This window comes from Pseudomonas plecoglossicida NBRC 103162 = DSM 15088, from assembly GCF_000730665.1.
In the GTDB taxonomy this organism is placed as follows: domain Bacteria; phylum Pseudomonadota; class Gammaproteobacteria; order Pseudomonadales; family Pseudomonadaceae; genus Aquipseudomonas; species Aquipseudomonas plecoglossicida.
In genome coordinates, this window is the sequence record NZ_BBIV01000054.1 from 16,612 (window position 1) to 40,169 (window position 23,558).

Annotated in this window: 21 protein-coding genes and 1 pseudogene; 14 read left to right on the forward strand and 8 right to left on the reverse strand. The window is 61.3% G+C overall.

All coding sequences use genetic code 11. The annotated features are described in order from the left end of the window. Positions 1–100: 100 nt before the first annotated feature. From PPL01S_RS22190 to PPL01S_RS22215, 6 genes are all read left to right on the forward strand, one after another. Positions 101–1,150, forward strand: coding sequence for an AraC family transcriptional regulator (locus PPL01S_RS22190; protein WP_042156709.1), 1,050 nt, complete (start codon positions 101–103; stop codon positions 1,148–1,150). Between the two features lie 59 nt (positions 1,151–1,209). Then, on the forward strand, positions 1,210–1,731 hold the full coding sequence (locus tag PPL01S_RS22195; RefSeq protein ID WP_016394844.1) for a GNAT family N-acetyltransferase: 522 nt from the start codon (positions 1,210–1,212) through the stop codon (positions 1,729–1,731). Between the two features lie 122 nt (positions 1,732–1,853). Further along, on the forward strand, positions 1,854–2,828 hold the full coding sequence (hemB, locus tag PPL01S_RS22200) for a porphobilinogen synthase (RefSeq protein ID WP_016394843.1): 975 nt from the start codon (positions 1,854–1,856) through the stop codon (positions 2,826–2,828). Positions 2,829–2,917: 89 nt separating this feature from the next. Continuing rightward, positions 2,918–4,420, forward strand: coding sequence for a glycine betaine/L-proline transporter ProP (gene proP / locus PPL01S_RS22205; protein WP_028625950.1), 1,503 nt, complete (start codon positions 2,918–2,920; stop codon positions 4,418–4,420). 33 nt (positions 4,421–4,453) lie between these two features. Continuing rightward, a complete protein-coding gene (locus PPL01S_RS22210) occupies positions 4,454–5,368 on the forward strand; it encodes a LysR substrate-binding domain-containing protein (RefSeq protein ID WP_016394841.1) in 915 nt (304 codons plus the stop codon). Positions 5,369–5,452: 84 nt separating this feature from the next. Further along, entirely contained in the window at positions 5,453–6,157 is a 705-nt protein-coding gene (locus tag PPL01S_RS22215; RefSeq protein ID WP_016394840.1) for an SDR family oxidoreductase, read from the forward strand. A gap of 116 nt (positions 6,158–6,273) precedes the next feature. Here PPL01S_RS22215 and PPL01S_RS22220 read toward each other — a convergent pair whose 3' ends face one another. Continuing rightward, on the reverse strand, positions 6,274–6,903 hold the full coding sequence (locus PPL01S_RS22220; RefSeq protein ID WP_028625949.1) for a riboflavin synthase: 630 nt from the start codon (positions 6,901–6,903) through the stop codon (positions 6,274–6,276). Positions 6,904–7,020: 117 nt separating this feature from the next. Beyond that, positions 7,021–9,086: pseudogene (gene treS, locus PPL01S_RS22225) on the reverse strand (maltose alpha-D-glucosyltransferase). A 359-nt stretch (positions 9,087–9,445) separates the two neighbouring features. On the opposite strand from treS, the gene PPL01S_RS22230 reads away from it, so the two are divergent. The 7 genes from PPL01S_RS22230 (at position 9,446) to PPL01S_RS25290 (ending at position 15,456) form a co-directional block, all read left to right on the forward strand. Then, positions 9,446–11,281 carry a type VI secretion system Vgr family protein gene (locus PPL01S_RS22230; RefSeq protein ID WP_028625948.1) on the forward strand — a complete coding sequence of 612 codons (1,836 nt, stop codon included), beginning with the start codon at positions 9,446–9,448 and terminating at the stop codon, positions 11,279–11,281. A 19-nt stretch (positions 11,282–11,300) separates the two neighbouring features. Beyond that, positions 11,301–11,891, forward strand: a complete 591-nt coding sequence (locus PPL01S_RS22235) for a DcrB-related protein (protein ID WP_028625947.1) — start codon at positions 11,301–11,303, stop codon at positions 11,889–11,891. Next, entirely contained in the window at positions 11,888–13,114 is a 1,227-nt protein-coding gene (locus tag PPL01S_RS22240; protein ID WP_028625946.1) for a PAAR domain-containing protein, read from the forward strand. Before PPL01S_RS22235 ends, PPL01S_RS22240 begins: the two co-directional genes overlap by 4 nt. Beyond that, positions 13,111–13,578, forward strand: a complete 468-nt coding sequence (locus tag PPL01S_RS22245) for a YrhA family protein (protein WP_028625945.1) — start codon at positions 13,111–13,113, stop codon at positions 13,576–13,578. The genes PPL01S_RS22240 and PPL01S_RS22245 overlap by 4 nt, the downstream gene beginning before the upstream one ends. A 203-nt stretch (positions 13,579–13,781) precedes the next feature. Next, positions 13,782–14,207 carry a hypothetical protein gene (locus PPL01S_RS22250; RefSeq protein ID WP_244212800.1) on the forward strand — a complete coding sequence of 142 codons (426 nt, stop codon included), beginning with the start codon at positions 13,782–13,784 and terminating at the stop codon, positions 14,205–14,207. Between the two features lie 33 nt (positions 14,208–14,240). Continuing rightward, entirely contained in the window at positions 14,241–14,969 is a 729-nt protein-coding gene (locus PPL01S_RS24940; RefSeq protein WP_081833314.1) for a hypothetical protein, read from the forward strand. Positions 14,970–14,973: 4 nt separating this feature from the next. Then, the gene (locus tag PPL01S_RS25290) at positions 14,974–15,456 is read left to right on the forward strand and encodes a YrhA family protein (RefSeq protein ID WP_156042674.1); all 483 of its coding nucleotides are present in this window, start codon (positions 14,974–14,976) and stop codon (positions 15,454–15,456) included. On the opposite strand, the gene yddG is transcribed toward PPL01S_RS25290, so the two are convergent. The 6 genes from yddG to PPL01S_RS22280 all read right to left on the reverse strand — a co-directional run bounded on the left by yddG (position 15,362) and on the right by PPL01S_RS22280 (position 22,146). Continuing rightward, positions 15,362–16,411: an aromatic amino acid DMT transporter YddG gene (gene yddG, locus PPL01S_RS22255; protein ID WP_282716655.1), complete on the reverse strand. Its 1,050-nt coding sequence runs from the start codon at positions 16,409–16,411 to the stop codon at positions 15,362–15,364. The two genes, PPL01S_RS25290 and yddG, sit on opposite strands and share 95 nt — an antisense overlap. Before the next feature lie 252 nt (positions 16,412–16,663). Further along, positions 16,664–17,167 carry a GNAT family N-acetyltransferase gene (locus PPL01S_RS22260; protein WP_028625943.1) on the reverse strand — a complete coding sequence of 168 codons (504 nt, stop codon included), beginning with the start codon at positions 17,165–17,167 and terminating at the stop codon, positions 16,664–16,666. Positions 17,168–17,252: 85 nt separating this feature from the next. Next, positions 17,253–19,421 (reverse strand): TonB-dependent siderophore receptor, encoded by a 2,169-nt coding sequence (locus PPL01S_RS22265; protein WP_016394829.1) that lies wholly within the window; start codon positions 19,419–19,421, stop codon positions 17,253–17,255. A gap of 109 nt (positions 19,422–19,530) precedes the next feature. Continuing rightward, positions 19,531–20,391: a TIGR03915 family putative DNA repair protein gene (locus PPL01S_RS22270; protein WP_028625942.1), complete on the reverse strand. Its 861-nt coding sequence runs from the start codon at positions 20,389–20,391 to the stop codon at positions 19,531–19,533. Next, positions 20,382–21,602, reverse strand: a complete 1,221-nt coding sequence (locus PPL01S_RS22275; protein WP_028625941.1) for a putative DNA modification/repair radical SAM protein — start codon at positions 21,600–21,602, stop codon at positions 20,382–20,384. Before PPL01S_RS22275 ends, PPL01S_RS22270 begins: the two co-directional genes overlap by 10 nt. A gap of 88 nt (positions 21,603–21,690) precedes the next feature. Further along, a complete protein-coding gene (locus tag PPL01S_RS22280; RefSeq protein WP_016394826.1) occupies positions 21,691–22,146 on the reverse strand; it encodes a GNAT family N-acetyltransferase in 456 nt (151 codons plus the stop codon). A 206-nt stretch (positions 22,147–22,352) separates the two neighbouring features. On the opposite strand from PPL01S_RS22280, the gene PPL01S_RS22285 reads away from it, so the two are divergent. Then, a complete protein-coding gene (locus PPL01S_RS22285; protein ID WP_028625940.1) occupies positions 22,353–23,528 on the forward strand; it encodes an MFS transporter in 1,176 nt (391 codons plus the stop codon). Positions 23,529–23,558 lie beyond the last annotated feature (30 nt).

Below are 23,558 nucleotides of genomic sequence, written 5' to 3' on the forward strand. Positions count from 1 at the left end.
TCAGCGGTCTCAAAGATGCAGCGCGCTGACCAGAGACGGGAGGTTGTAATGCGCCAGCATGGGGGTTAATTTCTGCCAATGCGCAAAGGGAGGTCGTTGGATGACTCAGCTGATCGTCGGTAGCTATGGCACAGCCATGGACGTTCCACAGCACAACATGCTTGGTCTGCCGGCCTTGGTAGCCGAATTGCAGGCCCAGGGCGTGGAGACCAGCGGTTTGCTGGTGGGTACCGAACTGTCGCCGGAACAGATGCTTGACCCCGCTACCCGAATCTCCCACCGGCAAAAGGTCGAGATCTTCGGCAACATGCAGCGCTTGATGCGCCATCCCGACAGCGGTCTGCGGGCAGGGGCCCGTCAGCGCCTCAGTGACTTCGGGATCTTCGGCTACGCCCTGGCCAGCAGCGAGACCTTTGGCCAGGCGGTCGAGTTCGGGATCCGGCACATCCGCCTGCTGGGGCCGATCTTCCACAAGTCGTTCCGCCTGGAAGGGGATGAGGGTGTGTTCATTGGCCAAGGTTTCTTTGCGCTGGGCGATCTGATGCCGCTTGCGACAGAGTTCTGGTTCGCCTCGATCCAGTCGCTGGTCCAGTGTGTGCTGGAGTCTCCTTTTCCGTCCCGACAGCTATTGCTGCCGTATCCAGCTCCTGAACACTGGCAATGCTATGAGCCGTTTTTCGATTGTCCGGTGGCGTTCGGCAGCGATGTGATGGAGTGGCGCTTCGACGCGCGCGTGCTGCAACTGCCTTGCCCTAACGCCAACCCGATCACGTCGGCGATGAGCATGGGTTTTTGCCAGCAACTGGTGGCCAGCCTGCCGGACGAGTCGGACCTGATCGAGACGGTGCGCTTGGCCTGCCTGAGCCGTAATGGGCGCTTCCCTGGCGTGGAAGTGGTGGCGCAAACCCTGGGCATGTCGGCGCGCACCTTGCACCGACGCCTGGCTGAGCATCAGCGTACCTACCAAAGCGTGCTGGATGAAGTCCGTTGTGCGCTGGCGAAAGAGTTTCTGCAGCAGAGCGACATGCCCATGGACGACCTGGCCGCTCAGGTCGGATTTTCCGAGGCGGCCAATTTTCGCAAGGCATTTCGCAAGTGGACCGGCCAGTCCCCGGGGGAGTATCGAAAAGCGCTGCGCAGTGCCAGCTGAGATCTGTAGGTGGATGGGTAGAAAGCGTATCTCATAGTGATCATTCAGGGTAGACCGCCATGCGCCTCATCCACTGCAGCGAAGAACGCCATGCCGAGGCCATTCTCGATATATTCAACCACGCCATCCTCAATTCGACAGCCTTGTACGACTACAAACCGCGCGAGCCGTCGTCCATGGTCGAGTGGTTCGCCGGCAAGCGCCGTGGCAACTTGCCGGTGATCGGCTACGAGGACGAGCAGGGCAGGCTGCTGGGCTTTGCCAGCTACGGCCCGTTCCGCGACCGGCCGGCCAACAAGTACAGCGTCGAGCACTCGGTCTACGTGCACCACGAATGTCGCGGCATGGGCTTGGGCAAGCGCCTGCTGGGCGATCTGATCGAGCTGGCGATTGAGCGAGACGTGCATGTGATGGTTGGCGGCATCGACCTGGCCAACCAGGCCTCCATCGCCCTGCACGAACGCCTGGGCTTCGAGCCGGCAGGCGTCATCCGCGAGGCCGCGTACAAGTTCGGCCGTTGGCTGGACCTTGCGTTCTACCAGAAGATCCTGGAAACGCCGCTGCAACCTGTCGAAGGGTGATGCTACTGGCCCTGCAAAATCCGCTCACTGCACGCAGCGCAATACACTATCTCCTCATCCGCCCTTTTCACTGGCGCCCAACAGGCATATGGTGTACGCCGTCCATATTCCCTGGAGCTGTCATGTCCAACCGTTTCCCGTCCGTCCGCCCCCGCCGCCTGCGCCAGAACGAATCCCTGCGCACGATCTTCCAGGAGACGGAATTCCGCCTCGAAGACCTGATCCTGCCGATTTTCGTCGAAGAAGGCATCGATGACTTCGTGCCGATCACCAGCATGCCGGGGGTCAACCGCATCCCCGAGAAACGGCTGGCCGAGGAAATCGAGCGCTACGCCCGCGCCGGCATCAAGTCGGTGATGACCTTTGGCGTGTCGCACAACCTCGATGCCACCGGCAGCGACACCTGGAACGAAAACGGCCTGGTCGCGCGCATGGCGCGCATCTGCAAGGACAGCGTGCCGGAAATGGTGGTGATGTCCGACACCTGCTTCTGCGAGTACACCAGCCACGGCCATTGCGGCGTGCTGCACGACCATGGCGTGGACAACGACGCCACCCTGGCCAACCTCGGCAAGCAGGCTGTCATCGCCGCGGCCGCTGGCGCCGACTTCATCGCCCCGTCGGCGGCGATGGACGGTCAGGTCCAGGCCATCCGTGGCGCGCTGGATGCCGCAGGCTTCCACGACACCGCGATCATGGCCTATTCGACCAAGTTCGCCTCGTCGCTCTACGGCCCGTTCCGTGAAGCTGGCGGCACCGCGCTCAAGGGCGACCGCAAGAGCTACCAGATGAACCCGATGAACCGCCGCGAAGCCGTGCGCGAGTCGCTGCTCGACGAGCAGGAAGGGGCCGATGTGCTGATGGTCAAGCCGGCCGGCGCCTACCTGGACGTGATCGCCGACATCCGCGCCGCCTCGCGCCTGCCGCTGGCGGCGTATCAGGTCAGCGGCGAGTACGCGATGATCAAGTTCGGCGGCCTGGCCGGCGCCATCGACGAAGGGCGCGTGGTGCGCGAGAGCATCGGCGCGATCAAACGTGCCGGTGCCGACCTGATCCTCACCTATTTCGCCATGGACCTGGCGCGCGAGGGCATCTGACCCTGACGGCGAGTAATCGCTGAGCGTGGAATTATTTAGTGTCCCTGTGGTTCTGATGCCTGGAGAGGCTCAGCCACAAGGACACTGGGATGAAATCACGCAAGAAAACCGTCAAGCCGATCGGCTTGCAAGACATCACCATCGTCGACGACGCCAAGATGCGCAAGGCAATCACTGCCGCTGCGCTGGGCAACGCCATGGAATGGTTCGACTTCGGCGTCTATGGCTTCGTCGCCTATGCCTTGGGCAAGGTGTTTTTCCCCGGCGCCGACCCCAGTGTGCAGATGATTGCCGCGCTGGCCACGTTCTCCGTGCCGTTCTTGATCCGCCCGCTGGGCGGGCTGTTCTTCGGCGCCCTGGGCGACCGCTTCGGCCGGCAGAAGATCCTGGCCGCGACCATCGTCATCATGTCCCTCAGCACCTTCGCCATCGGGCTGATACCGTCCTATGCCTCGATCGGCATCTGGGCGCCGATCCTGTTGCTGTTGGCGAAAATGGCCCAGGGCTTTTCGGTGGGCGGGGAGTACACCGGCGCGTCGATCTTCGTCGCCGAGTACGCACCGGACCGCAAGCGGGGCTTTCTGGGCAGTTGGCTGGACTTCGGCTCGATTGCCGGGTTCGTGCTGGGGGCAGGGGTGGTGGTGCTGATCTCCACGGCGCTTGGCGAAGAGAAATTCCTCGAGTGGGGCTGGCGCCTGCCGTTCTTCCTGGCCTTGCCGCTGGGCCTGATCGGCCTGTACCTGCGCCATGCGCTCGAGGAAACCCCGGCGTTCCAGCAGCATGTCGACAAGCTCGAACAAGGCGACCGCGAAGGCCTGGCATCGGGGCCCAAGGTGTCGTTCAAGGAGGTCGCGACCCAGCATTGGCGCAGCCTGGTGACCTGCGTCGGGGTGGTGATCGCGACCAACGTCACCTACTACATGCTGCTCACCTACATGCCCAGCTACCTATCGCACAACCTGCACTACAGCGAAGACCACGGCGTGCTGATCATCATCGCGATCATGGTCGGCATGCTGTTCGTGCAGCCGATGATCGGCCTGCTCAGTGACAAGTGGGGGCGCCGGCCGTTCATCATCGTCGGCAGCATCGGCCTGTTCGTCCTGGCCATCCCGGCGTTCATGCTGATCAACAGCGGTGTGCTCGGGGTGATCTTCGCCGGCCTGCTGATCATCGCCGTGCTGCTGAACTTCTTCATCGGCGTCATGGCCTCGACCTTGCCAGCGATGTTCCCCACCCATATCCGCTACAGCGCCCTGGCCAGTGCCTTCAACATCTCGGTGCTGATCGCCGGCCTTACCCCGACGCTCGCCGCCTGGCTGGTGGAAAGCACCGGCGACCTGTACATGCCGGCCTACTACCTGATGGTGATCGCCGCCATCGGCCTGGCCACCGGCCTGACCATGAAGGAAACCGCCAACAAACCCCTGCGCGGCGCCGCGCCAGTCGCGTCGGATATCGCCGAGGCCCGCGAACTGCTGCAGGAGCACCACGACACCATCGAGCAGAAGATCGAGGACATCGACGCGCAGATCGCCGAGCTCGAGGCCAAGCGCACGCTGCTGGTGCAGCAACACCCCCGTATCGAGTAAGGTGGGGGGACCTTCACTCAGTAGATAAACTTCATGGCCGATGGCTTTTCGGCGCTGCCACCGCTCAACGCCCTGCGGGTGTTCGAGGTGGTGGCGCGGCACCTCAACTTCCGGCTGGCGGCCGACGAACTGGGCGTCACCCAGGCGGCGGTGGCGCAGCAGATTCGTGGGCTGGAGGCCAACCTCGGGCTCAAACTGTTCGACCGCCTGCCCAGGGGCCTTGGCCTGACGGGGGCCGGCCAGCGCTACAGCGGCGACATCCGCAGCGCCTTCGCCCTGATCGCCAGCGCCACCCAGGCGCTGCGACCCGATGGCGCGCAACTGACGGTCAGCGTTACCCCGACCTTCGCTGCCAAATGGCTGATCCCGCGTCTTTCGTCGTTCACCGAGCAGCACCCGGGCATCGACCTGCAGGTACTGGCCACCGACCGCCTTTCGCAGTTTCGCCCCGAGGGCGTCGACCTCGCCGTGCGCTATGGGCGCGCGCCTTTTGGCCCGGCACTCAACACCGAACTGTTTCTGCCTCAGCGCATCGTTGCCGTGGGCAGCCCGGCCTTGCTGCAGGCCCAGGGCAGGCCGACCGACTTGCAACACCTGCAGCGCCATACCTTGCTGCACGACGCGCACAACTTCTGGCCCGACTTCATCGGCGAAGTGTTCGGGCAGCCGTTGCAGGCGGCGGCGAGGAACGTGCGCTTCAACCAGACCGCATTGGCGATCGATGCGGCGATTGCCGGCCAAGGGCTGGCCCTGGCCAGCTACCACTTCGTGCAGAGCGACCTGGCTGCCGGGCGCCTGGCCCTGGCGTTCGACCACCACTTGCTGCTCGACCAGGCCTTCTACCTGGTGTGGCCGCGCAATGCCTACCAGGCGCCTGCACTGGACACGGTGCACGCCTGGTTGCTGGAACAGGCACGTCAGGCAGTAGAGTTTCTATCGACTGATTAAAGCTTTCCTGGCTCTCTGCACGCTTGGGCCTGCTGCTAGGCTGAACCCCATCATTCATGCAGACGTGCTCTACAAGGGGGCCCCATGGCAGTTGAAAAAGTAGCAATCGTGATCGCAGGTGGCAGCGGCATGGGCGCGGCAGCCGCCCGGCGCCTGGCGGCCGATGGCTTCAAGGTCGGCATTCTGTCGTCTTCCGGCAAGGGTGAGGCGCTGGCCCAGGAACTGGGCGGCATCGGCGTGACCGGCAGCAACCAGTCCAATGACGATATCAAGCGCCTGGTCGATGCCGTGGTTGCCCAGTGGGGCCGCATCGACGTGCTGGTCAACAGCGCAGGGCACGGCCCGCGTGCACCGATCCTGGAAATCAGCGACGACGACTGGCACCAGGGCATGGAAACCTACCTGCTCAACGTCATTCGCCCGACCCGCCTGGTCACGCCGATCATGCAGCGCCAGCAGGGTGGGGTGGTGATCAACATTTCCACCGCCTGGGCCTTCGAGCCGAGCGAGATGTTCCCCACTTCGGCGGTGTTCCGCGCGGGTCTGGCGTCGTTCAGCAAGATCTTTGCCGACACCTATGCCGGCGACAACATTCGCATGAACAACGTGTTGCCGGGCTGGATCGACAGCCTGCCGAGCACTGAGGCACGCCGTGACAGCGTGCCGCTCAAGCGCTATGGCACCGCCGAGGAAATCGCCGCGACCGTCGCCTTCCTGGCCAGCGAGGGTGGGGCCTACATCACCGGGCAGAACATCCGGGTCGATGGGGGCATTACCCGCAGCGTTTGATGTTGGCTGTGCTGGCCCTATCGCCGGCAAGCCGGCTCCCACAAGGGATTTGCTTGGCTGCAAATTTCCTGTAGGAGCCGGCTTGTCGTGGCGACGAACCGCGGCGATAGGGCCCTTCAGGACAACAGCTTTTCCCGGGCAAGCGTGTTTTTCAGGGTGCGCTCGACCACATCGACCAACACCATGGTCTGGTGGTCCACTTCGATATTGATCAGCTCGCCGGCCTTGTAGCTGGCAAAGGTGGTCTGGCGCAGGGTTTCCGGGATCAGGTTGATGGTGACCTGCGTGTCGTCGACATCAGCGACGGTCAGGCTGCAGCCATTGACCCCGAGGAACCCCCGCGGGAACACATACTTGGCCCACTCGGCCGGCATGCCAAAGGTGATGAAGGCCCCCGTCTCCTTGATCGACAGCTCGACGATCTCGGCGGTGGTGGCGATGTGGCCGGCCATCAGGTGGCCGCCGACTTCGGCGTTCATCTTCGCCGAGCGCTCGATGTTGACGCCTTGACCGGCCTTGAAGAAGCGCAGGTTGGTGCGTTCCAGAGTGGCGGTCATGGCGTCGAACTTCACCTGGGTGCCGTCGATCTCGGTGACCGACAGGCAGGTGCCTTCGACGCTGACGCTGGCGCCGATCTTCAGGTCGTCGAGCAGCTCGGGGGTGAGGTCGACGGTGAATTCGTTGTGGCCCGGGTGGGTGGTCACGGCGAGAAGAGGGCGCACGGCCTGGACGATGCCGGTGTACATGGGTTGCTCCTGGGCACTCGAAATGAATGCTCGGGAAACTATGCCTCTGGGGCTTCAAAAGCAAGTTGCCTGTGCTGGCCCTATCGCCGGCTTGCCGGCGATAGGGCCGGTACAGCCTCAGACATGCCCGCTGCTGCTGACGATCCTCAGGCACAGCGCTTCGAACGGGTCCAGATTGATCATCAGGCGCCCATCCTCGGTCAGGTCTCCCTCGACCGTCTCATGGATCATGTCCACTACAGGCCCCGGCGTGAACCCGGTCAACAGCAGCTCCTCGGCAATCACCTCGCGGCCAAAGTTCACGCACTGATCTGTATCCCGCGCCCGGCCGGCAGCTCATGCACCATCACCAGCAACCCCGGGCTGCTGACCTGCGGCACCAGCACCTGGCGGCTGGTGGCGATGCCATAGGCCTGGCGCACGGCGAGCAGTTTCTTCACCTTGCTGGCGAATGATTCGGGCTTTTCCAGCTGGCTGTCGAGGCTGCCGTACAGCGCGCGGGCGCGGGGCATGCCGCGCACCGATTCGGCTGCCTCCGGCGCGAGCCCGGCCAGGTCGTAGCCGCCACGGTGGATCCAGCGGGTATCGCCATCGAGCATGCGCTCGGCCACCGCCTCGGCCGGCAGCGGCAGTGCTCCGACCAGGTCCCAGCCGGAAAGGGCCACCACGCCTGGCTGCATGGCGTTGTACATCACCAGCAGCAGGTGCACCTTCTGGATCTGCTCGATATCGGCCGCGCTGATCTGCTCCAGGTCGCGAATGCCCAGCGCCGCGGTGATCAGGCTGGCGGTGGTGCAAGCGATGCCGTTGGTGACGAAGCGCAGGTTGTACGGCGCGTGCTCGCCGGACAGCCGCTCGTAGATCTCTTCGCGGATGTGCTCGCGCAGGATGCCGCCGGGCAGGGTCTGGCCCTTGTACAGGTACATGTCGTGGGCATGCAGGGTCCAGAAGTGCACCAGCTCCACGGTCAGCTCATCGTGATTCTGCAAGGCGTGGATCAGCGACGCCGGGTCGATGCCGAAGCTATGCATCTCCCTGAGCATCAGGCGCAGGAACTCGGTGTCGCCGGTCAGCAGGGCATGCTGGTAGGCCGGGCGAGTGATGAAGTCGTAGGACATGTCGGCACCGCCCCTGGACATCTGCGCGATATCGTCCAGGGTCAGGTTCAGCTCCTGGAAGCTGAAACCGCCGGCCTTGCGGATCATGCCGCCGATCAGCTGGTTGCCGACGATCGACAGCGGGTGGCTTTCCGACCAGGCGGTGCCGCTGGCGCGGGTTTCCACGCCGAGGAACCCGTTGGCATCCAGGCGCAGGCCACGCGCCCCGAGGCAGTCCAGCGCGTGCAAGGCGTCGCCGATGATCATCTGCTGGGCGGCGAAACTCGGGTCGAGCCAGTTGAGCGAGGGCTGGCCCTCCTTGAAGTAGTGCAGGTACACCCAGCGCCGGGTCTTGCCATCGACCCCGGTGACGGGTGGCGTCACGCTCCAGTCGGTTTCCTTGACCCCCGGTTCGAAGAAGATCACCCGTTGCAGCTGGCCGACGATGTAGTGGCGGGCCTTGAGTTCGTCGCACTGGGCCGGCAACAGATTGACCGCATCCCGCCCGGCGGGCACGTCGGGCAGCAACGGCCAGTCCTCCTCGCGGATCTCGACCATGTGATAGAGCCCCGGGTAGGCGCCATGGGCCAGCTCGGCCAGGCGGAAGTCGGCACCCTTGCCGGTGTGCGAGGGGATCAGGTCGTCGATGGTCACGGCATTGTGCGCAGCCGCCATGCGGCTCATCTGCACCAGTTCCTGCTCGCTGCCGTAGAGCGGGTCGATGTCGAAGCTGATGCGGTCGAAGTTGCCGTCAACGCTGGGGGTGAAGTCACGCCCACGCACGCCGCCGGACTGCTTGATCGGGCCGGTGTGCAGGCCCTGTACACCGATGTCCGACAGGCGTTTCCACAACGCTTCATGGCCCAGGGCAGACAGCACCGAGCCGCCCTCGGGCGCGATGATCGCGTCGGGGTAGACGGTCAGCCAGACCGAAGCGATTTCCGTGGCGCGGCGGGGTTGCGCCTCGGCATAGGGATTGAGCCACAGGCGCGACTGGCCCGAGTACAGGCGCGCCCGCGCCTGCGAGGCCTTGAGCATGGAGCGGTCTTCGAGCCATTTGACGTATGACGGGTCGGGCTGGGTCATTTCGCGTCTTCGCTGCGGGTCGGCATGTGCTCAAGTTATGACGGTAAGGGGGGCTGAATGTTCGGCTGGGGAATAAAGTTTGTAGCCTGACATTTCGATTATTGCCCAGTAGGCGCCGCGTCATGTGCGCCCCTCGGTAAACTGCCTGCCTGGCTGAAAGCAGCGCCGTTGCTGCACTGCTTTGCATGGCGGATTGGCAACGCTGATCCGCTGCTGGAAGGCCATGTGGGAAGTGATTAATTCAGCTGTAGTCCGCTTCCTACAGGTCGTCACTTCGCTAAACACCACGTTCATTGTCAGCCTGCTGCTCGCTCCCTAACCTGCGCCTCCTTTCGAATCCAAGTGCCAAGGAGAGCGTAATGATCATGGATCTGGTCGAGCGGCTGGCGCCCCAGCACCGTCGACTGTTCAAGTTTCACCATCAGTCCGATCCCCATTCAGGACTGCTGCTGGAGAGTTTCAAAGGTGATGAAGGCCTGTCGCGGGCCTTCGAGTACGAGCTGTCGCTGATCTGCGACAGCACTCCAATTGCGCTCAAGTCGATGATCGGCCAACAGGTCAGCATCGAGGTCGAACTGGTCGATGCCGAGCCACGCTTCATCAACGGCCTTCTCACGCGTTTCGCATGCCTTTGCAGCGATGGCGCCCTGGACCACTACAGCGCGACCCTGAGCCCATGGCTCTCACTGTTGGGGCACCGTGTCGACACCCGGATATTCCAGGACTGCACGGTGGAGGAGGTGGTGCGGGAAGTGTTCGCGCAGTACCCCGAGCATGCCCGCTACCGCTTCGAGCTGAGCGGCGCACAAAAACGCCACACCTACCTGAGCCAGTACCGCGAAAGTGACTTGAGCTTCGTCCAGCGCCTGCTGGAACAGGCAGGGATGTTCTTTTATTTCGAGCACAGTGCAGATGCCCACACGCAGGTCATCTGCGACGACTCCACCTCGCTCGCGGAAATCCCCGAGCAGCCGCAGATCCGCTACCACGGCAACTCAGTGACCGAAACCGCCGATGCCATCACCCGCTGGTGCGGCAATCGCCAGCTGCAGGCAGGCAAGCTGGCCACGCAGACCTTCGATTACCGCCAGCCGCGCAACCGGCTGCCGGTGACCCTGCACAGCGTGAACGAGCAAGGTGACGTGCAGCGCCTGGAAGTCTACGACCCCGGCCAATACACCCATGGCACCCTCGATGAAGGCCAGGCGTGGTTGCGCACCCGGATCGAAGCACTGGAGCTGCGTGCCAAGTCGTTCGAGGGCGCCAGCAACTGCCGTGCGATGCGCCCGGGCTACAGCTTCGAGCTGCTGCAGCACCCGAACCACGACTACACCCCAAGCAGCGAACGGGAATTCCTGGTGCTGAGCGTGGCCTGTGAAGGCCACAACAACTATTTCACGGACCGACCTGCCAGCTACGCCAACACGTTCCGTTGCGTGCGCAAGAAAATTCCATACCGCCCGCAGGCGATCACGCCTCGGCCAACCATCCATGGCCCACAGACCGCCATCGTCGTCGGCCCGCCCGGCGAAGAGATCTTCACCGACGAGCTGGGGCGGGTGAAGGTGCAATTTCACTGGGACCGCCAGGGTACGTTCAACGAAGCCAGTTCGTGCTGGGTGCGCGTCGCACAGACCGGCGCCAGTGGAGGCTTCGGCAGCATCCAGATCCCGCGCGTCGAGGATGAAGTGGTCGTGGTGTTCCTCGAGGGCAACCCCGACCGGCCATTGATCATCGGCAGCGTCTACAACAGCCGCAACCCGCCACCCTGGTCGCTGCCGGCGAACAAGACCCAGAGCGGAGTACTGACCCGCTCGATCAACGGCACCGGCCGCACGGCCAACTTCCTGCGCTTCGAAGACAAGGCCGGGGCGGAGCAGGTCAGCCTGCATGCCGAGCGCGACATGCAGACCGAAGTCGAGGCCGATGACAGCCTCACGGTCGGCGGCAACCGCACCCTCAAGGTCGCCGGCAAGCACGCGGAAACCATCCGGCTGGAAACCAGCATTGCGGTGGAAGAGGGCTCTTACTTCGTCACCGTCGACCAAGGGCACATCAAGTTGACGGCCGCGCAATCGATCACGCTGGAAGTGGGCAAAAGCAAGTTGGTGATGAATCAGGACGGGACCATCGACTTGTGCGGCGTGGTGGATGTGGATGGCAGCACGATCATCAACCTGAACCAATCAAGGTAAATGACAGGGAACAGTCTTCATGTATCGAAAAAGTATCTACGACCGAATCTCCGAAAAGCGTGAACGGGAAGAGCAACTTGAGCGTGAGCGTTTGGCAAAGGAAGCCATGACGCCGCCACCGCCGGAGCGATACCTGACCAATGAATTGAGTTTTGTGCGGCCGCAGGCCTTGAGAGACAAGACCTTTCACGTATTCACACTCACCGAATCCGCGCCAAGCCCGTTTTCATTAGTGCTGGGCCGTTCATTGGTTGCGCAGGATGCGTCACTGGAATCACTGGCGCAAAAGTTGCTCGGGGAGATGGAAAAAACGCTTTCTCACCTGCAATGGGTAGACCCGGTTACTCCCATCGAAGTGGCAGGCCTGGACGCCCGTCGTGTGGCTTTCAGTTGGCGCCAGCAAGGTCAGCTGGTTCATCAGATACAAGTGATGTTCCTGCATAAGGACGAGCATGGGCAGCGGCTGTTGATGCAATTCACGGCAACGAGCAACCACACCGCAGGCATGAAGGAGGAGGAGCGCAGCGCCTTCGCTGAAATCATCAACAGCCTTGAATTACGCAGCCCGCCGACCGCCAAGCAAAAGGTGGTCGAGGCCGCGCCGGTATGAGTGAGGCGGCGCGTGTTGGTGACCCGATAGAACATTCCAGCGCCTTGGGCGGCCTGTTGGCAGGTTTGGCGATAGGTGCGGGCGCTGTACTGATCGGAATCGCTGTTGTGGGAACAGCCGGTCTTGGGGGCGCGGCAGTGGTTGCAATGCTTGGAGCAGGTGCAGCGACAGGCGCAGGCATCGGCCAGCTGCTCGGTAGCCTTTCATTCGCCCAGCGGGAAACAGGCAGGATCAGGTCGGGCTCGAGCAATGTGTTCGTCAATGGCAAACCCGCGGCGAGGGCTCATGTCGACTATGCGGAATGCTCGGATCATGCCGGCGTGTCGAAGACCGTGGCGCAGGGAAGTCGATCGGTACACATCAATGGTGTGCCCGCAGCCAGGGTTGGAGATCGCACGGTATGCGATGCCAGGATCAGCGCTGGGTCGTCCAACGTGTTTATCGGTGGCGAGACTGAAACAACCGATGAAATCAGCCCGGAGGTGCCGGGTTGGCTTGACGGGGCGGTACTGGGCGTCGGGCTGGCCAGTGCGATTGCCCTCGTTGGACCGGCAATGGCGTTGTGGGGGTTGTTCGGCGGGATGGTTGGAGGGGGGGCCGGATATCGGTTAGGTGGAGAGCGTTACGGGGAAGGTTCTGATGAGCAAAAGCTTATGGCGTCCGGGGCGGCGTTTATTGTTGGTGGCTTGTCGGGGCGCTATAGATTACAGCTGAACGGAGGACTAGGGGTCAACTTCGGAAATATCAAACCGCGCATTAGAAGGTCTAAAGGGTTTGTGGGGTTGCTGAGGGGTAGAGAGTACGAGTTGCCGGGCGTTCGAGTAGAGAAATTTCTGTATGTGAAAAGATCAAATGCTGAGCGAATGGCCTTAAGGCGGGTGTTTGACAGCGTTGAAAGGGCAAGATTTCTAAAGGATTTGTCTGGTACGGTCGAAGGTGTGAACGGCCTAAAGCGAGCGGGGTTCAATGGAGCTGATATTCGCATGATTCAAAGCGGGAAACTTCCTAGCAAGGAATGGCAGGTGCATCATATAAAGCCGTTGGATGATGGCGGGACAAATGATTTCGATAATTTGGTTCTCATAAAGCTTGAACCTTACCATAGGGTATTTACGAATGTGCAAAAATCCTTAAGTGGTGGGATGAAAGAAGGCGAAAGTAGGATGGTCGATTGGTCGATGATTGACGTTAAGATTTACCCTGGTTTTGGAAGTTCGCTATGAAAGGTATCATTGAGGAAAATATTTTAAGGTTGCGCGGTAAATTGGATGACGCTGCTATGTACTTAGGTCCGTCAGCTAATTTGGCAGATATAATCGCGTTGACAAATGCTGTGTCGGTTGAATTTTCGGCAAGCTTGCCAGCGGAATATTTAGATTTTTTGCGAGCGTTTGATGGGTTGGTTGCATGCGGAGTATTTATCTATGCGAGTCGTTCACGTGTGATGCCGGGAGGCGATACTTTAATCCCTAATTTGGTAGAGATGAATTATTTTAGTCGCGATGTCGATTTTATGAGCGATTTTCTTGTTTTGGGGGACAGCGATCAAGACGAGTATGTGCTAGAGCTGAAGCGAGGAGTATATCAAGTTCGGGATAGGCAAGCATTCGATAATGTGAATGAGGAATTTGATTCGCTTGATGGGGTTTTGGCGTTAGTGATTGACTTGATTGATCAACGTTCTTAAGTGCCTGGATAGGTTGCTGCAAATTTGGACTGGTGTAGTAATTATTCTTGTGGTTTTGCTGTAACAGGTGATGGCATGCTTTTAGAAGATTGTTTGTCGTTTTCGTGTTAAGGGGCTTGTCAGGAATGCTGGTATGGGCGATTGAATGGTGATATTTCATGTGCGGGGTGCGAGATATTCTCCCTCGCCAGATAAGGGCGCTGATGTTTTATTATGTTGAGCCAGAGGTCGCCGGAGGGCTTGGTGATGGGGCGGTCATGGATACAGCCGTTAATCCACCCCTTGTAAGTGAATTGGAGTATGAGTTCTCTGGATGGTTGGGGGATGAGTTGCTTGAGTCGTTTCCCTGCTTTGTGGTTACGAAAAACCTAGCTGCTGCATTGATGCGGTATCAGTTCACAGGCTTTGTATTGGACGCGGTTGTGGTCACAAAAACTGAAGAGTTTAACATCATCCATCCATCAACAATACTTCCGGGGTTTCACTGGTTGAAAGTGCATGGAGTAGCTGGAGTCTCCGATTTTGGTATCGCTCAGGATTGCCGGCTTGTTGTCTCTGAAGTGGCGCTGGGAGTGATTAGGGGTTGCCGTTTTGATCATGCGGATGTTGAGGTTTATTCGAAAGCCTGATGAGGTTTATGGGTATCAACTCCTGAGGTTGTGATGAATCGTGCCCTGGCTCGTTTGATTTTGCGGGAAGAGTTTGAAGAGGTTAGGCGTGTTTCAAATGATATTGTTTATTTCAAGGATGAAATGGCGACTTATACGTACAATTACTGGTTAGGGACAGCTGGTCCGGTGGATCTTTTGGTAGTTTCTGAAGGGGTTGAGGATGATGCTTTTGCTATGCAGGTAATTCGGTCGGTGTCGTGCGGGTTGAAAGCCAATATGCCAACTGTCGTAGACCTGGTTGAAAATGCGCGGGGATTTACACACGTATTAGTTGTTTCAAGTGAATATCATGGCTACTTGAGAGGCGTCGAGGGGCTTGATCGAAGCAATCTTAATCTCTGCATCCCGATTTATCGATGCGAGTTTTCCGGCAATGAATCGATTGAGGAGTTCAAGCTTTTGAACTTTGATAGGGTTCCGACGTTGCACTGGCAGAGGGGAAGGTTTCCAAGGTTGCGCGTGTACTTTGATAACCCTAGGACGGGCGCAGGCACTACTGAGAGTGGTGCGTTTTTTAAAATGTCGGATCTGCTAAGGGAAATAGAAGAGATGAATGGCGTATCAGAGGGTTTTTTAGAAATTACTAATTGGAGGAGGCAGGTGCTCGAAGTGTTGTCGCCGTCTCATGATGAATACATACTTATTACCGGGGGAGTAGATGAAGAATCTGTTTCGAAGGATGCAGTTCATGAGCGTCTGAAGGCATTCTCAGGATGTTGATTCCATGGATATGAAAAGTGCGATCTACGCAAAAATCGCAGGCCTGCGCGACCGACTGGCTGAGGTGGATATGTCTCTGGGGGCTCCGGCCACTCCGATTGATATCGAGACTTTGATTGGTGCTGCATGGTATGAGTTGAGTGCGGAGGTGCCTTCAGGGTACTTGGATTTTTTACGAAATTTTGATGGCTTCATTGCAGGTGGTGTTTTTCTATATACAAGCAGTCTGCTAACCACGGACGACGAAATAATAGGTAATGGTTTCGTTGGAAATAATGTTTTCCAGCGAAACATGGAGTTCATGGAGAACTTTCTCGTTTTTGGAGAAAGTGATATGGATGTGTACGTGCTTGACTTGGCGTCTGGTAGGTATCAGGTGCGAGATAGAGTGGCTATTGATAACGTGTTTGAAGAATTTGATACGTTTGAGGGTCTTCTGGAGTACATGGTTGATCTTGTTGCCCTTCGATTTGAAGGTTTAAATTGAAGGGCGTGCTGCCTCTGGTGCACTGAAAATGAGCGGGTGTTTGTTTACGAATCAACAGTGAAGCAAACTCCCACCCCCGTGTCGCCTGCCAACACAGCAACGACCCGACCGTTACCAACACCGCCCCCTGCCAGAACTGCAGCTCCAATTGCGCCCCAAGCCAGGCAGCGGCAAACGCCGATGACAACACCGGCGCCGCATACGAGGCAGTTGCCAGCAAGGTCAGATTGCCGCGCAGGATGCCAATGTTCCACAGCGCATACCCACCCGCCATGCCCACCGCCGCCGCCAGCAGTTCCAGGCTGTGGCGCAGCGAGAAGGGTGGCAACGTCTCGCTGCTGAACAGGTATTTCACCCACAACACTGCAGCCGTGAGCAGGAAGAACAGCGCCACATGGCTCTGCCCGTTGGCATAGCGCCGGGTCACGTTGCAGTACAGGGCAAAGGTGATCGCGCAGGTCGCCGCCAGGCTGTAGCTCAAGGGATTGGAGGCAATGTTGCTGATGATACTGTCCAGCGATAACCCCTGCGTACTCACCACCCAAAGAATGCCCAGCAGCGCAATGGCAGTGCCCGGCACGATCAGCCAGCGCGCGGGCTGGCGGTTCATGAAGATCGCCAGCAGCACCGTCAGGCTCGGCCACAGGTAATTGACCACGCCCAGCTGGATGGCCTGGGTCCGGCTGACGGCGTATCCCAAGGCCAGAGACAAGCAGATCTCGTAGGCAACGAACAGCGCCGACCCACTGAGCAGGTAGAAGCGCGAGGCATGGCGCAGGCGCGGGCGGCCCAGCAGCATCACCAACAGCGCAGCGCCCAATGTGTAGATCAGCGCGCCGCCGCCGATGGGGCCGAAGTACTCGCTGACGCTGCGGATCAGGCCGCTGGCCGTGCTCCACAAAAGGATCGCCGCCAGGCCGCAGGCAGTGGCGGCAGGAGGGCTGGTGATGCGCATGGTGGGCTCTCTCTGGTACAAAAAAAGCGGCAAGTCTAAAGGCTCGGGCCGTTGGCTTGGTAGCGCATGGCGATGTGTTCGGCTTCGGGCCCGCGGCGCGGCGGTCGTACACGAAGAAGCTGGGGTGTTTGATCGGGCTGTTTGGTTGAGTTCGCGTACTGTACAGGATGGTACGGTACGGTACGAAACGTCGTTTCTGGGTGAATGTTCTGGCCCTATCGCCGGCTTGCCGGTGACAGGGCCAGTAAAGTCTCAGCCAAAGGCCGGGTCGTACGCCACGGTGCCAGCAGGAACCTCCCCGGCAAATGCCACCGCCATGAAGTACTCCGGCGGCACCCCGGGATAGCGTAGCTGCGAATAGGCTTTGAACCCGAAACGCTGGTAATACGCCGGCTCACCCAGCAACACGATGCCCTCGGCTGCGCGCTCGCGCATGCAGGCAAGCGCATCTCGCATCAGCGCCGCACCAATCCCTTGCCCCTGTCTGTCCGGCGCAACGGCTATCGGCCCCAGGCCATACCAACCCGAGAACCGCCCCTCGATGCTCACCGGCGAAACGCTCACCTGCCCGACGATCACGCCCTCATCTTCGGCCACCAGGGACAGCGCCAGTGTGCCTTTCGCGCGCAGCCGTTCGATGATCAGGTGCTCGGTAGGCGCCTGGTCGGGTGTGTGATGTGGGTGATCGGTGAAGGCCTGCAAGGTCAGGCGGCTGATGGCAGGGCAGTCGGTGGGGGTTTCGGGGCGAATGAGCATGGCGGTTCCTGTTGCAGGATCGTGAACACAATGGGCAGTGCTCAGTATGCCATCGCGAAGCGGCGCGTCCCTGCGCCGGGTCAACTCAGAAACTGTACTTGGCCGTCAGCATCAAGTTGCGTGGGGTGCCCCAGGTGTCGCCGGCGTAATCCACGGAGCCGGCGACTGCAGAGTAGTACTTGCGGTCGAACACGTTGTTGGCGTTCAGCTGCAGGTCGAGGTTCTGGTTGACCTGGTAGCCGGCCATCAGGTTGGTGATCGCGTAGGAGCCCTGAACCAGGCGGTACTCGCTGCCGTCGGCGACGGTGAAGTCGTTGTAGATGCGGCTCTGCCAGGTGACGTTGCCACCGATGCGGGCTTTTTCCAGAGGCCCCTGCAGGCGGTAGGTGGTCGACAGCTTGAACATGTGCTCAGGCGTGTCGGTATCGAAGCGCTGATTCTCGTTGGCCGGGTTGGCAGCGTCCTTGAGGGTGTGCACGCGGGCATAGGTGTAGCCGGCACCGACCTGCCAGTTCGGCGTCAGTGCACCTTGCAGTTCCATGTCCACGCCCTGGCTGCGCACTTCGCCCGAGGCGACGTAGCAGTTGGTCGGGTCGCTGCAGCTGCTCAGGTCGGTCTGCGAGACGGCGCGGTTTTCCTGGTCGATGCGAAACAGCGCGATGCTGGCATTGAGCGCGCCGTCGAAGTACTCGCCCTTGACCCCGATCTCGTAGTTCTTGCCTTCGATCGGCTTGACCGGGCTACCCGAGGCATCCTTGTAGCTCTGCGGGTTGAAGATGTCGCTGTAGCTGACATACACCGAGTGGTGATCGTCCAGGTCGTAGATCAGGCCGGCATAGCGGGTGACGTTGCGGGTGACCTTGTAGTCGGCGCTTGAGCTTTCCTTGTCGTCGTAGTCGTACCAGTCCAGGCGCCCGCCGAGGATCAGCTTGAGCGGGTCGGCCAGGCTCAGGCGGGTGGTCACGTACACACCTTCCTGGGTGGTGACCGCGCGGCTGTTGCCGGTATGCATGAAGTCAGGCTTGCCACCGTTGAGTGGATAGTTGGTGTCGTACGGGCTGTAGTTCCAGGTGTCCATGTCGTAGATGCGTTTGCTGGCGCCCACCACCAGCTCGTGCGTGCGGCCGAAAGCCTGGAACGGGCCGCTGAGGAAGCCGTCCACGCCGGCCTGGTTTTCCTGGTGCTTGGACTGGTAGACGGTGCGCGACAGGGGGGCTTGCAGGCCCGCCCAGCGCGACTGGTAGGAGCCGGTGAACACGCCATCCTGCTGGGAGTAGTTGGCGTTCACCTGCAGCTTCCAGTCATTGGCCAGCAGGTGGCTCACCTCGGCGAACAGGGTGTCGATCTCCTGGTCCTTGTTCTCCCAGTCGGTGCCGGGGTTGTAGGAGCGCGAGAAGTCCATGTGATGACCGTCGAGCGCCGTGGGCATGGCACCCCAGAAGTAGTTGGTCTTGTCCTTCTGGTGGGAGAAGCCGAGGGTCAGGGTGGTGTCGTCGCTGAGGTCGGCCTCGGTCACGGCGTAGAACAGGCCGTGGTCTTCCTCCACGTCATCGATGAAGCTGTTGGTGTCGCGGTACGAGGCCACCACGCGACCACGCAGGGTGCCGCTGTCATTGAGCGGGCTGGAGGCGTCGAGTTCGCCGCGGTAGTCGTCCCAGCTGCCGGCGGCACCGGTGAGAGTGACCTTCTGCTCCGCCAGCGGGCGTTTGCGCACCAGGTTGATCGCCGCCGACGGGTTGCCGGAGCCGGTGACCAGGCCAGTGGCACCACGCACGATCTCGACCCGGTCGAACATCGCCAGGTTCGGTTGGGCGCCGACGGTCCATCCCTGGTACCCGCTGGGGATGCCGTCGTACATCAGGTTGTCGATGTCGAAGCCGCGTGCCGAGTAGGTCTGCCGGCCCGGGCCGCTGGAGTAGTCGAGGAACAGCCCGGGGGTGGCGGCGACCACATCGTTGATGCTGGTCATGGCCTGGTCGTCCATGCGCTGGCGGGTGATCACCGTGACCGCCTGTGGGGTTTCACGCAGGCTCAACGGCAGCTTGGTGGCAGTGGACATGGAGCCGGTGGTGTAGGACGTCGAGCCTTCGGTGGTGCTGCCAAGGCTGTTGGAGCTGATCTCGGTCGCACCCAGCTCCAGCGTCGTGGGCTTTTCGTCTTCGGCAACAGCGGGGGTGACGATGGCCATGCACACGGCCATGGCGAGCAGATTGCGGGCGGGGAGTGAGCGCGTGGGCGCAAGGTACGACGGCATGGTGGGGCTTCCTGATCTTATTGAAGATGCTTATGAGAACGATTAGCAATAAGTGTGTCAGGATTTGTTACGGCATGTAAGGTGGTATGCCAACAAAACTACGAATTTTTCACATTTGCCTGTAGGAAGAGTTACTCCATACGTAGGATTTTTTTCCTCGCTGCGCGCCGATTTCCAGTGCTTGCCCGTCACGTTGCTTGCCTTGTCGCGCCAGCCCTTCGAGCTGCGGAATCAGCATGCCCTCTGGCAGATGCCGCCAGAAACGCCCGGGCATATGCAGGCGCAGGGCATCCGGGTTGAGCCGGGCCGGGTTGAAGGTATGGCGGTAGTAGGTACGCCACAGCTCAGCCCCCGGATCATCGGCATTGCGTGCCCATTGCCGCCAGTCTTCCGGGCAATGACGTCGGTAGTCGAAGGCCTCGCCATCGAAACGAATGCCGTCGCGCGGCGTCACGATCAGCCAACGCTGGCGCCCCAGGCGGTCGGCGAAGTGCTGGCTGGCACTTTCCAGAATGTCGTGGGCGGGTTCGTGATAGGCCACCAGGTCCAGTTGCAATTGCTTGGCCATCTCAGCAGGCAGCGGCACGAAGCGCACGAAGGCATGCAGGTGGTGCGCTTCGCGACTGACCTGCTTGATGCGCCGGTGCAGCTCGCTGCCCAGGCGATCACCGGCAAGCATGGCCGTGCGGTCACCATGGGCCACCCGCCAGAGCACTTCGTACAGCGGGTTCCAGCGTTGCTCGCCGCAGTAGCGAGCGGCCTGTTCCAGCAGGGGCAACAGCGCTGCCGGGACCTTTGCTCGAAAAGGGCCAGGCCCTTCGGGCAGGGTTGCAGGTACCGCCAACAGGTCAGCGATCGGGCCTTGCGCCCAGGCTACCTCGGCCGGGTCCACCCCGTGCCCGAGCAGTCTGCGCGCCTGCTTGCGCCAGGTGCCGAAACAGTCCCCGCAATCGAGCGCGATCATCCCCACAAGCCCATCTGCACCGGGGCCTGGGGCTCGCGCAGGCGTGCCCGCAACAGCCCACTGCGCAGCTCTGCGTCGGCCGGGCGGTAGTCGCTGGTGACCATGAACGGCCTGGCCTTGTCCAGCACGCACCGCAACTGGATCAGGTCGTCGTAGCGCACCCGGCGCTCGCGGCGCAGTTCCACCAGGCGCTGCACGCTGCGCAGGCCGATGCCCGGAATGCGCGCCAGCAGTGCCGGTTCGGCACGGTTCACATCCAGCGGGAACACCTCGCGGTTGGCCAGTGCCCAGGCCAGTTTCGGGTCGATGTCCAGCGCCAGGTTGCTGTTCTGGCCCAGCAGTTCACCTGCCCTGTAGCCGTAGCCGCGCAGCAGGAAGTCGGCCTGGTACAGGCGGTGCTCGCGCAGCAGTGGCGGGGCGGCGAGGGGCACGCTGCCGGGGCTGTCGGGGATCGGGCTGAACGCCGAGTAGTACACGCGCTTGAGGCCGTATCCTTGGTACAGCGACTCGGCGTTGCGCAGCAGGGTGCTGTCGTCGGTGGCGTCGGCGCCGACGATCACCTGGGTGCTTTGCCCGGCCGGGGTGAAGCGCGGTGCTTTCGGCTCGTTGACCACGGCTTGCTGCCCCTGGTGGATCACGCCCATGGCCTGGCGGATGGTGTGCGCGTGCTTTTCCGGGGCCAGGCGCTTGAGGCTGGCGTCGGTGGGCAGTTCGATATTGACGCTGAGGCGATCGGCCAGCCGACCGGCTTCTTCGATCAGCAGCGGGTCGGCATCGGGGATGGTCTTGAGGTGGATGTAGCCGCGGAAGTTGTGCGTCTCGCGCAGCAGGCGGGCGACGCGGATCAGTTGCTCCATGGTGTAGTCGGCCGAGCGGATGATGCCAGAGCTCAGGAACAGTCCGCTGATGCAGTTGCGCCGGTAGAAGTCCAGGGTCAGGCGCACCACTTCCTCGGGCGTGAAGCGTGCTCGCGGCACATTGCTGGAGCGACGATTGACGCAGTACTGGCAGTCGTACAGGCAGAAATTGGTGAGCAGCACCTTGAGCAGCGACACGCAACGGCCGTCCGGGGTGTAGCTGTGGCAGATGCCCATGCCATCGGTGGCACCCAGGCTGTCGCTGCCGCGCGAACTGCGCGTTGGCGCGCCGCTGCTGGCGCAGGAGGCGTCGTACTTGGCGGCGTCGGCAAGGATGCCTAGCTTGGCGATGAGTTGCATGGGCCGGTCTCGCTATACTGAATATTCATACAGTATTTTGCGATGCGACTGATTGCAAGTGCGAGGTAGACGGCTGGTCTGCCCAACGTCAAAGGGGCTTGCGCATGAACACCCGGGCGAAACCGTGTTCGTGCGCGCGCTGGGTCTCCACGTAGCCCAGTTTCCGGTAGATCTCGATGTTTTCGGTCATGCGTTCATGGGTGTAGAGGCGGATGGCCCGGCAGCCGACCTGCCTGGACTGTGCTTCGCAAAACTGCATCAGCACCTTGCCCAGGCCCTTGCCTTTGCACGCCGGCAGAACGGCGACATTGACCAGCAGCATGTCGCTGCCTTCTCGTTGCATCACCAGTACGCCTGCGATGCGCCCGGCCTCCAGCGCCACGAACACATCGTTGTGCTCGACCACATGCTGATAGTCATCGAGCATGGGTGCAGGCGGCTTGCCGATCCTGACAATGTAGGGCGAATAGGCGGCATCGACCAACGCGCCGATGGCTTGGACGTCTTCGCGCGTGGCACGGCGCAGGGCAGGGGCTGGGTTCAACGGGGCGACCTCGGTGAAATGACCCGAGCATAAACCGCAGCCGCGCAGGGGTCGAGTCGCCTGGCCAATAGGTATGAGCGTGCCTCGCTTCACTCCGCTGATTTCATATCCAAGCGCTGGCGGCCCCGTGATAAAACGCCCCTTGACCGACCACAACAATGCCCGGAAAGCGGCCTCCACGGCCGCTTGCACGTCAAGGAACACCGATGTCTTCGAACCGCCTGTTTGGCACCTTCTGCCTGAGCAGCTATCTGCTGTCGCTGTCCTACGGGACCACCTTTCTGCTGGCGATGACCCTGCGTGCCCACGGCGCCAGTGAGGCCGACGCAGGTTCGGTCATTTCCACCGCCATGCTCAGTACCTTCCTGGCCGTGATCTTTTCCGGGCATTTGAGCGACCACCTCGGTGCGGCCAGGTCGGTGGCCGTTGGCGCGGTCTTTCTCGCCGCGGCCTGCCTCGGTTTTGCTGCACTGCCAGGCCTCGGCATGGCGATGATGCTGTTCGGCCTGCTGCTCGGTTTCGGCTGGGGGGTGTTCTACACCCTCGGGCCGATCATCGTGGCCATGCTGATCGAACCGCAGCGACGGGTGAAGTACTTCGCCCTGCTGTCGGGCAGCATGATGACCGGCATCGGTACCGGCCCGCTGTTGGGGCGGGTGGCACAGGCGCTGGGCTACCCGGTCGAGGCGGCCTTCGTGGTCGCGGCCGGGGCCAGCGTGCTGGGTGGGGTGCTGTTCCTGCTGCTGGCGCCGCGCATCCAGCAGCAACAGCGCGCCGTTGTCGTCAGCCGGATCACCCCGTCTGCGGCATGCACGGTGCTCTCGTCCAAGGCCGCCTTCGCCATCCTGATGGTCGGCCTGGGCGGCGCGATCTTTGGTGGCCTGTCCAGTTTCCAGACCTCTTATGCGGCGCTCCTGCACCTGGACTACTCGCTGTTCTTCATTGGCTTCATGTCGTCGGTCATCGCCTGCCGGCTGCTGGTCGCAGGCTTCATCGTCAAGCGCGACCCTTACCGGATGGCGTGCCTGCTGACGGCGCTGATTGTGCTGTCGGTGCTGATGTTCATGTACGGGGTGGCGAGCCCCGCCGGCTACTTGCTGGCGGCAATCGTGCTGGGCGTCGGCTATGGCCTGACCTATTCGGTGATCAACGGGCTGGCGGCGAACGAAGCACCGCCCGGGCATACGGCGCAGGCACTGCTGTTGTTCAGCCTGGCCTATTTCATCGGTGTGTTCGGCTTCCCGCTGCTGGCGGGCAAGATCATCGTCCAGGCGGGGATGGGGGCGCTGTTGCAAGTCCTGCTGCTGATCGCGCTGGCGAACTGGTCGATCACCGTAGGGCGTCTGGCATGGCGGCGCAGGCGCGCAGTGGCGATGGCTTGAGCTTTGTGCTTTCCCTTTCCCTTTCCCTGT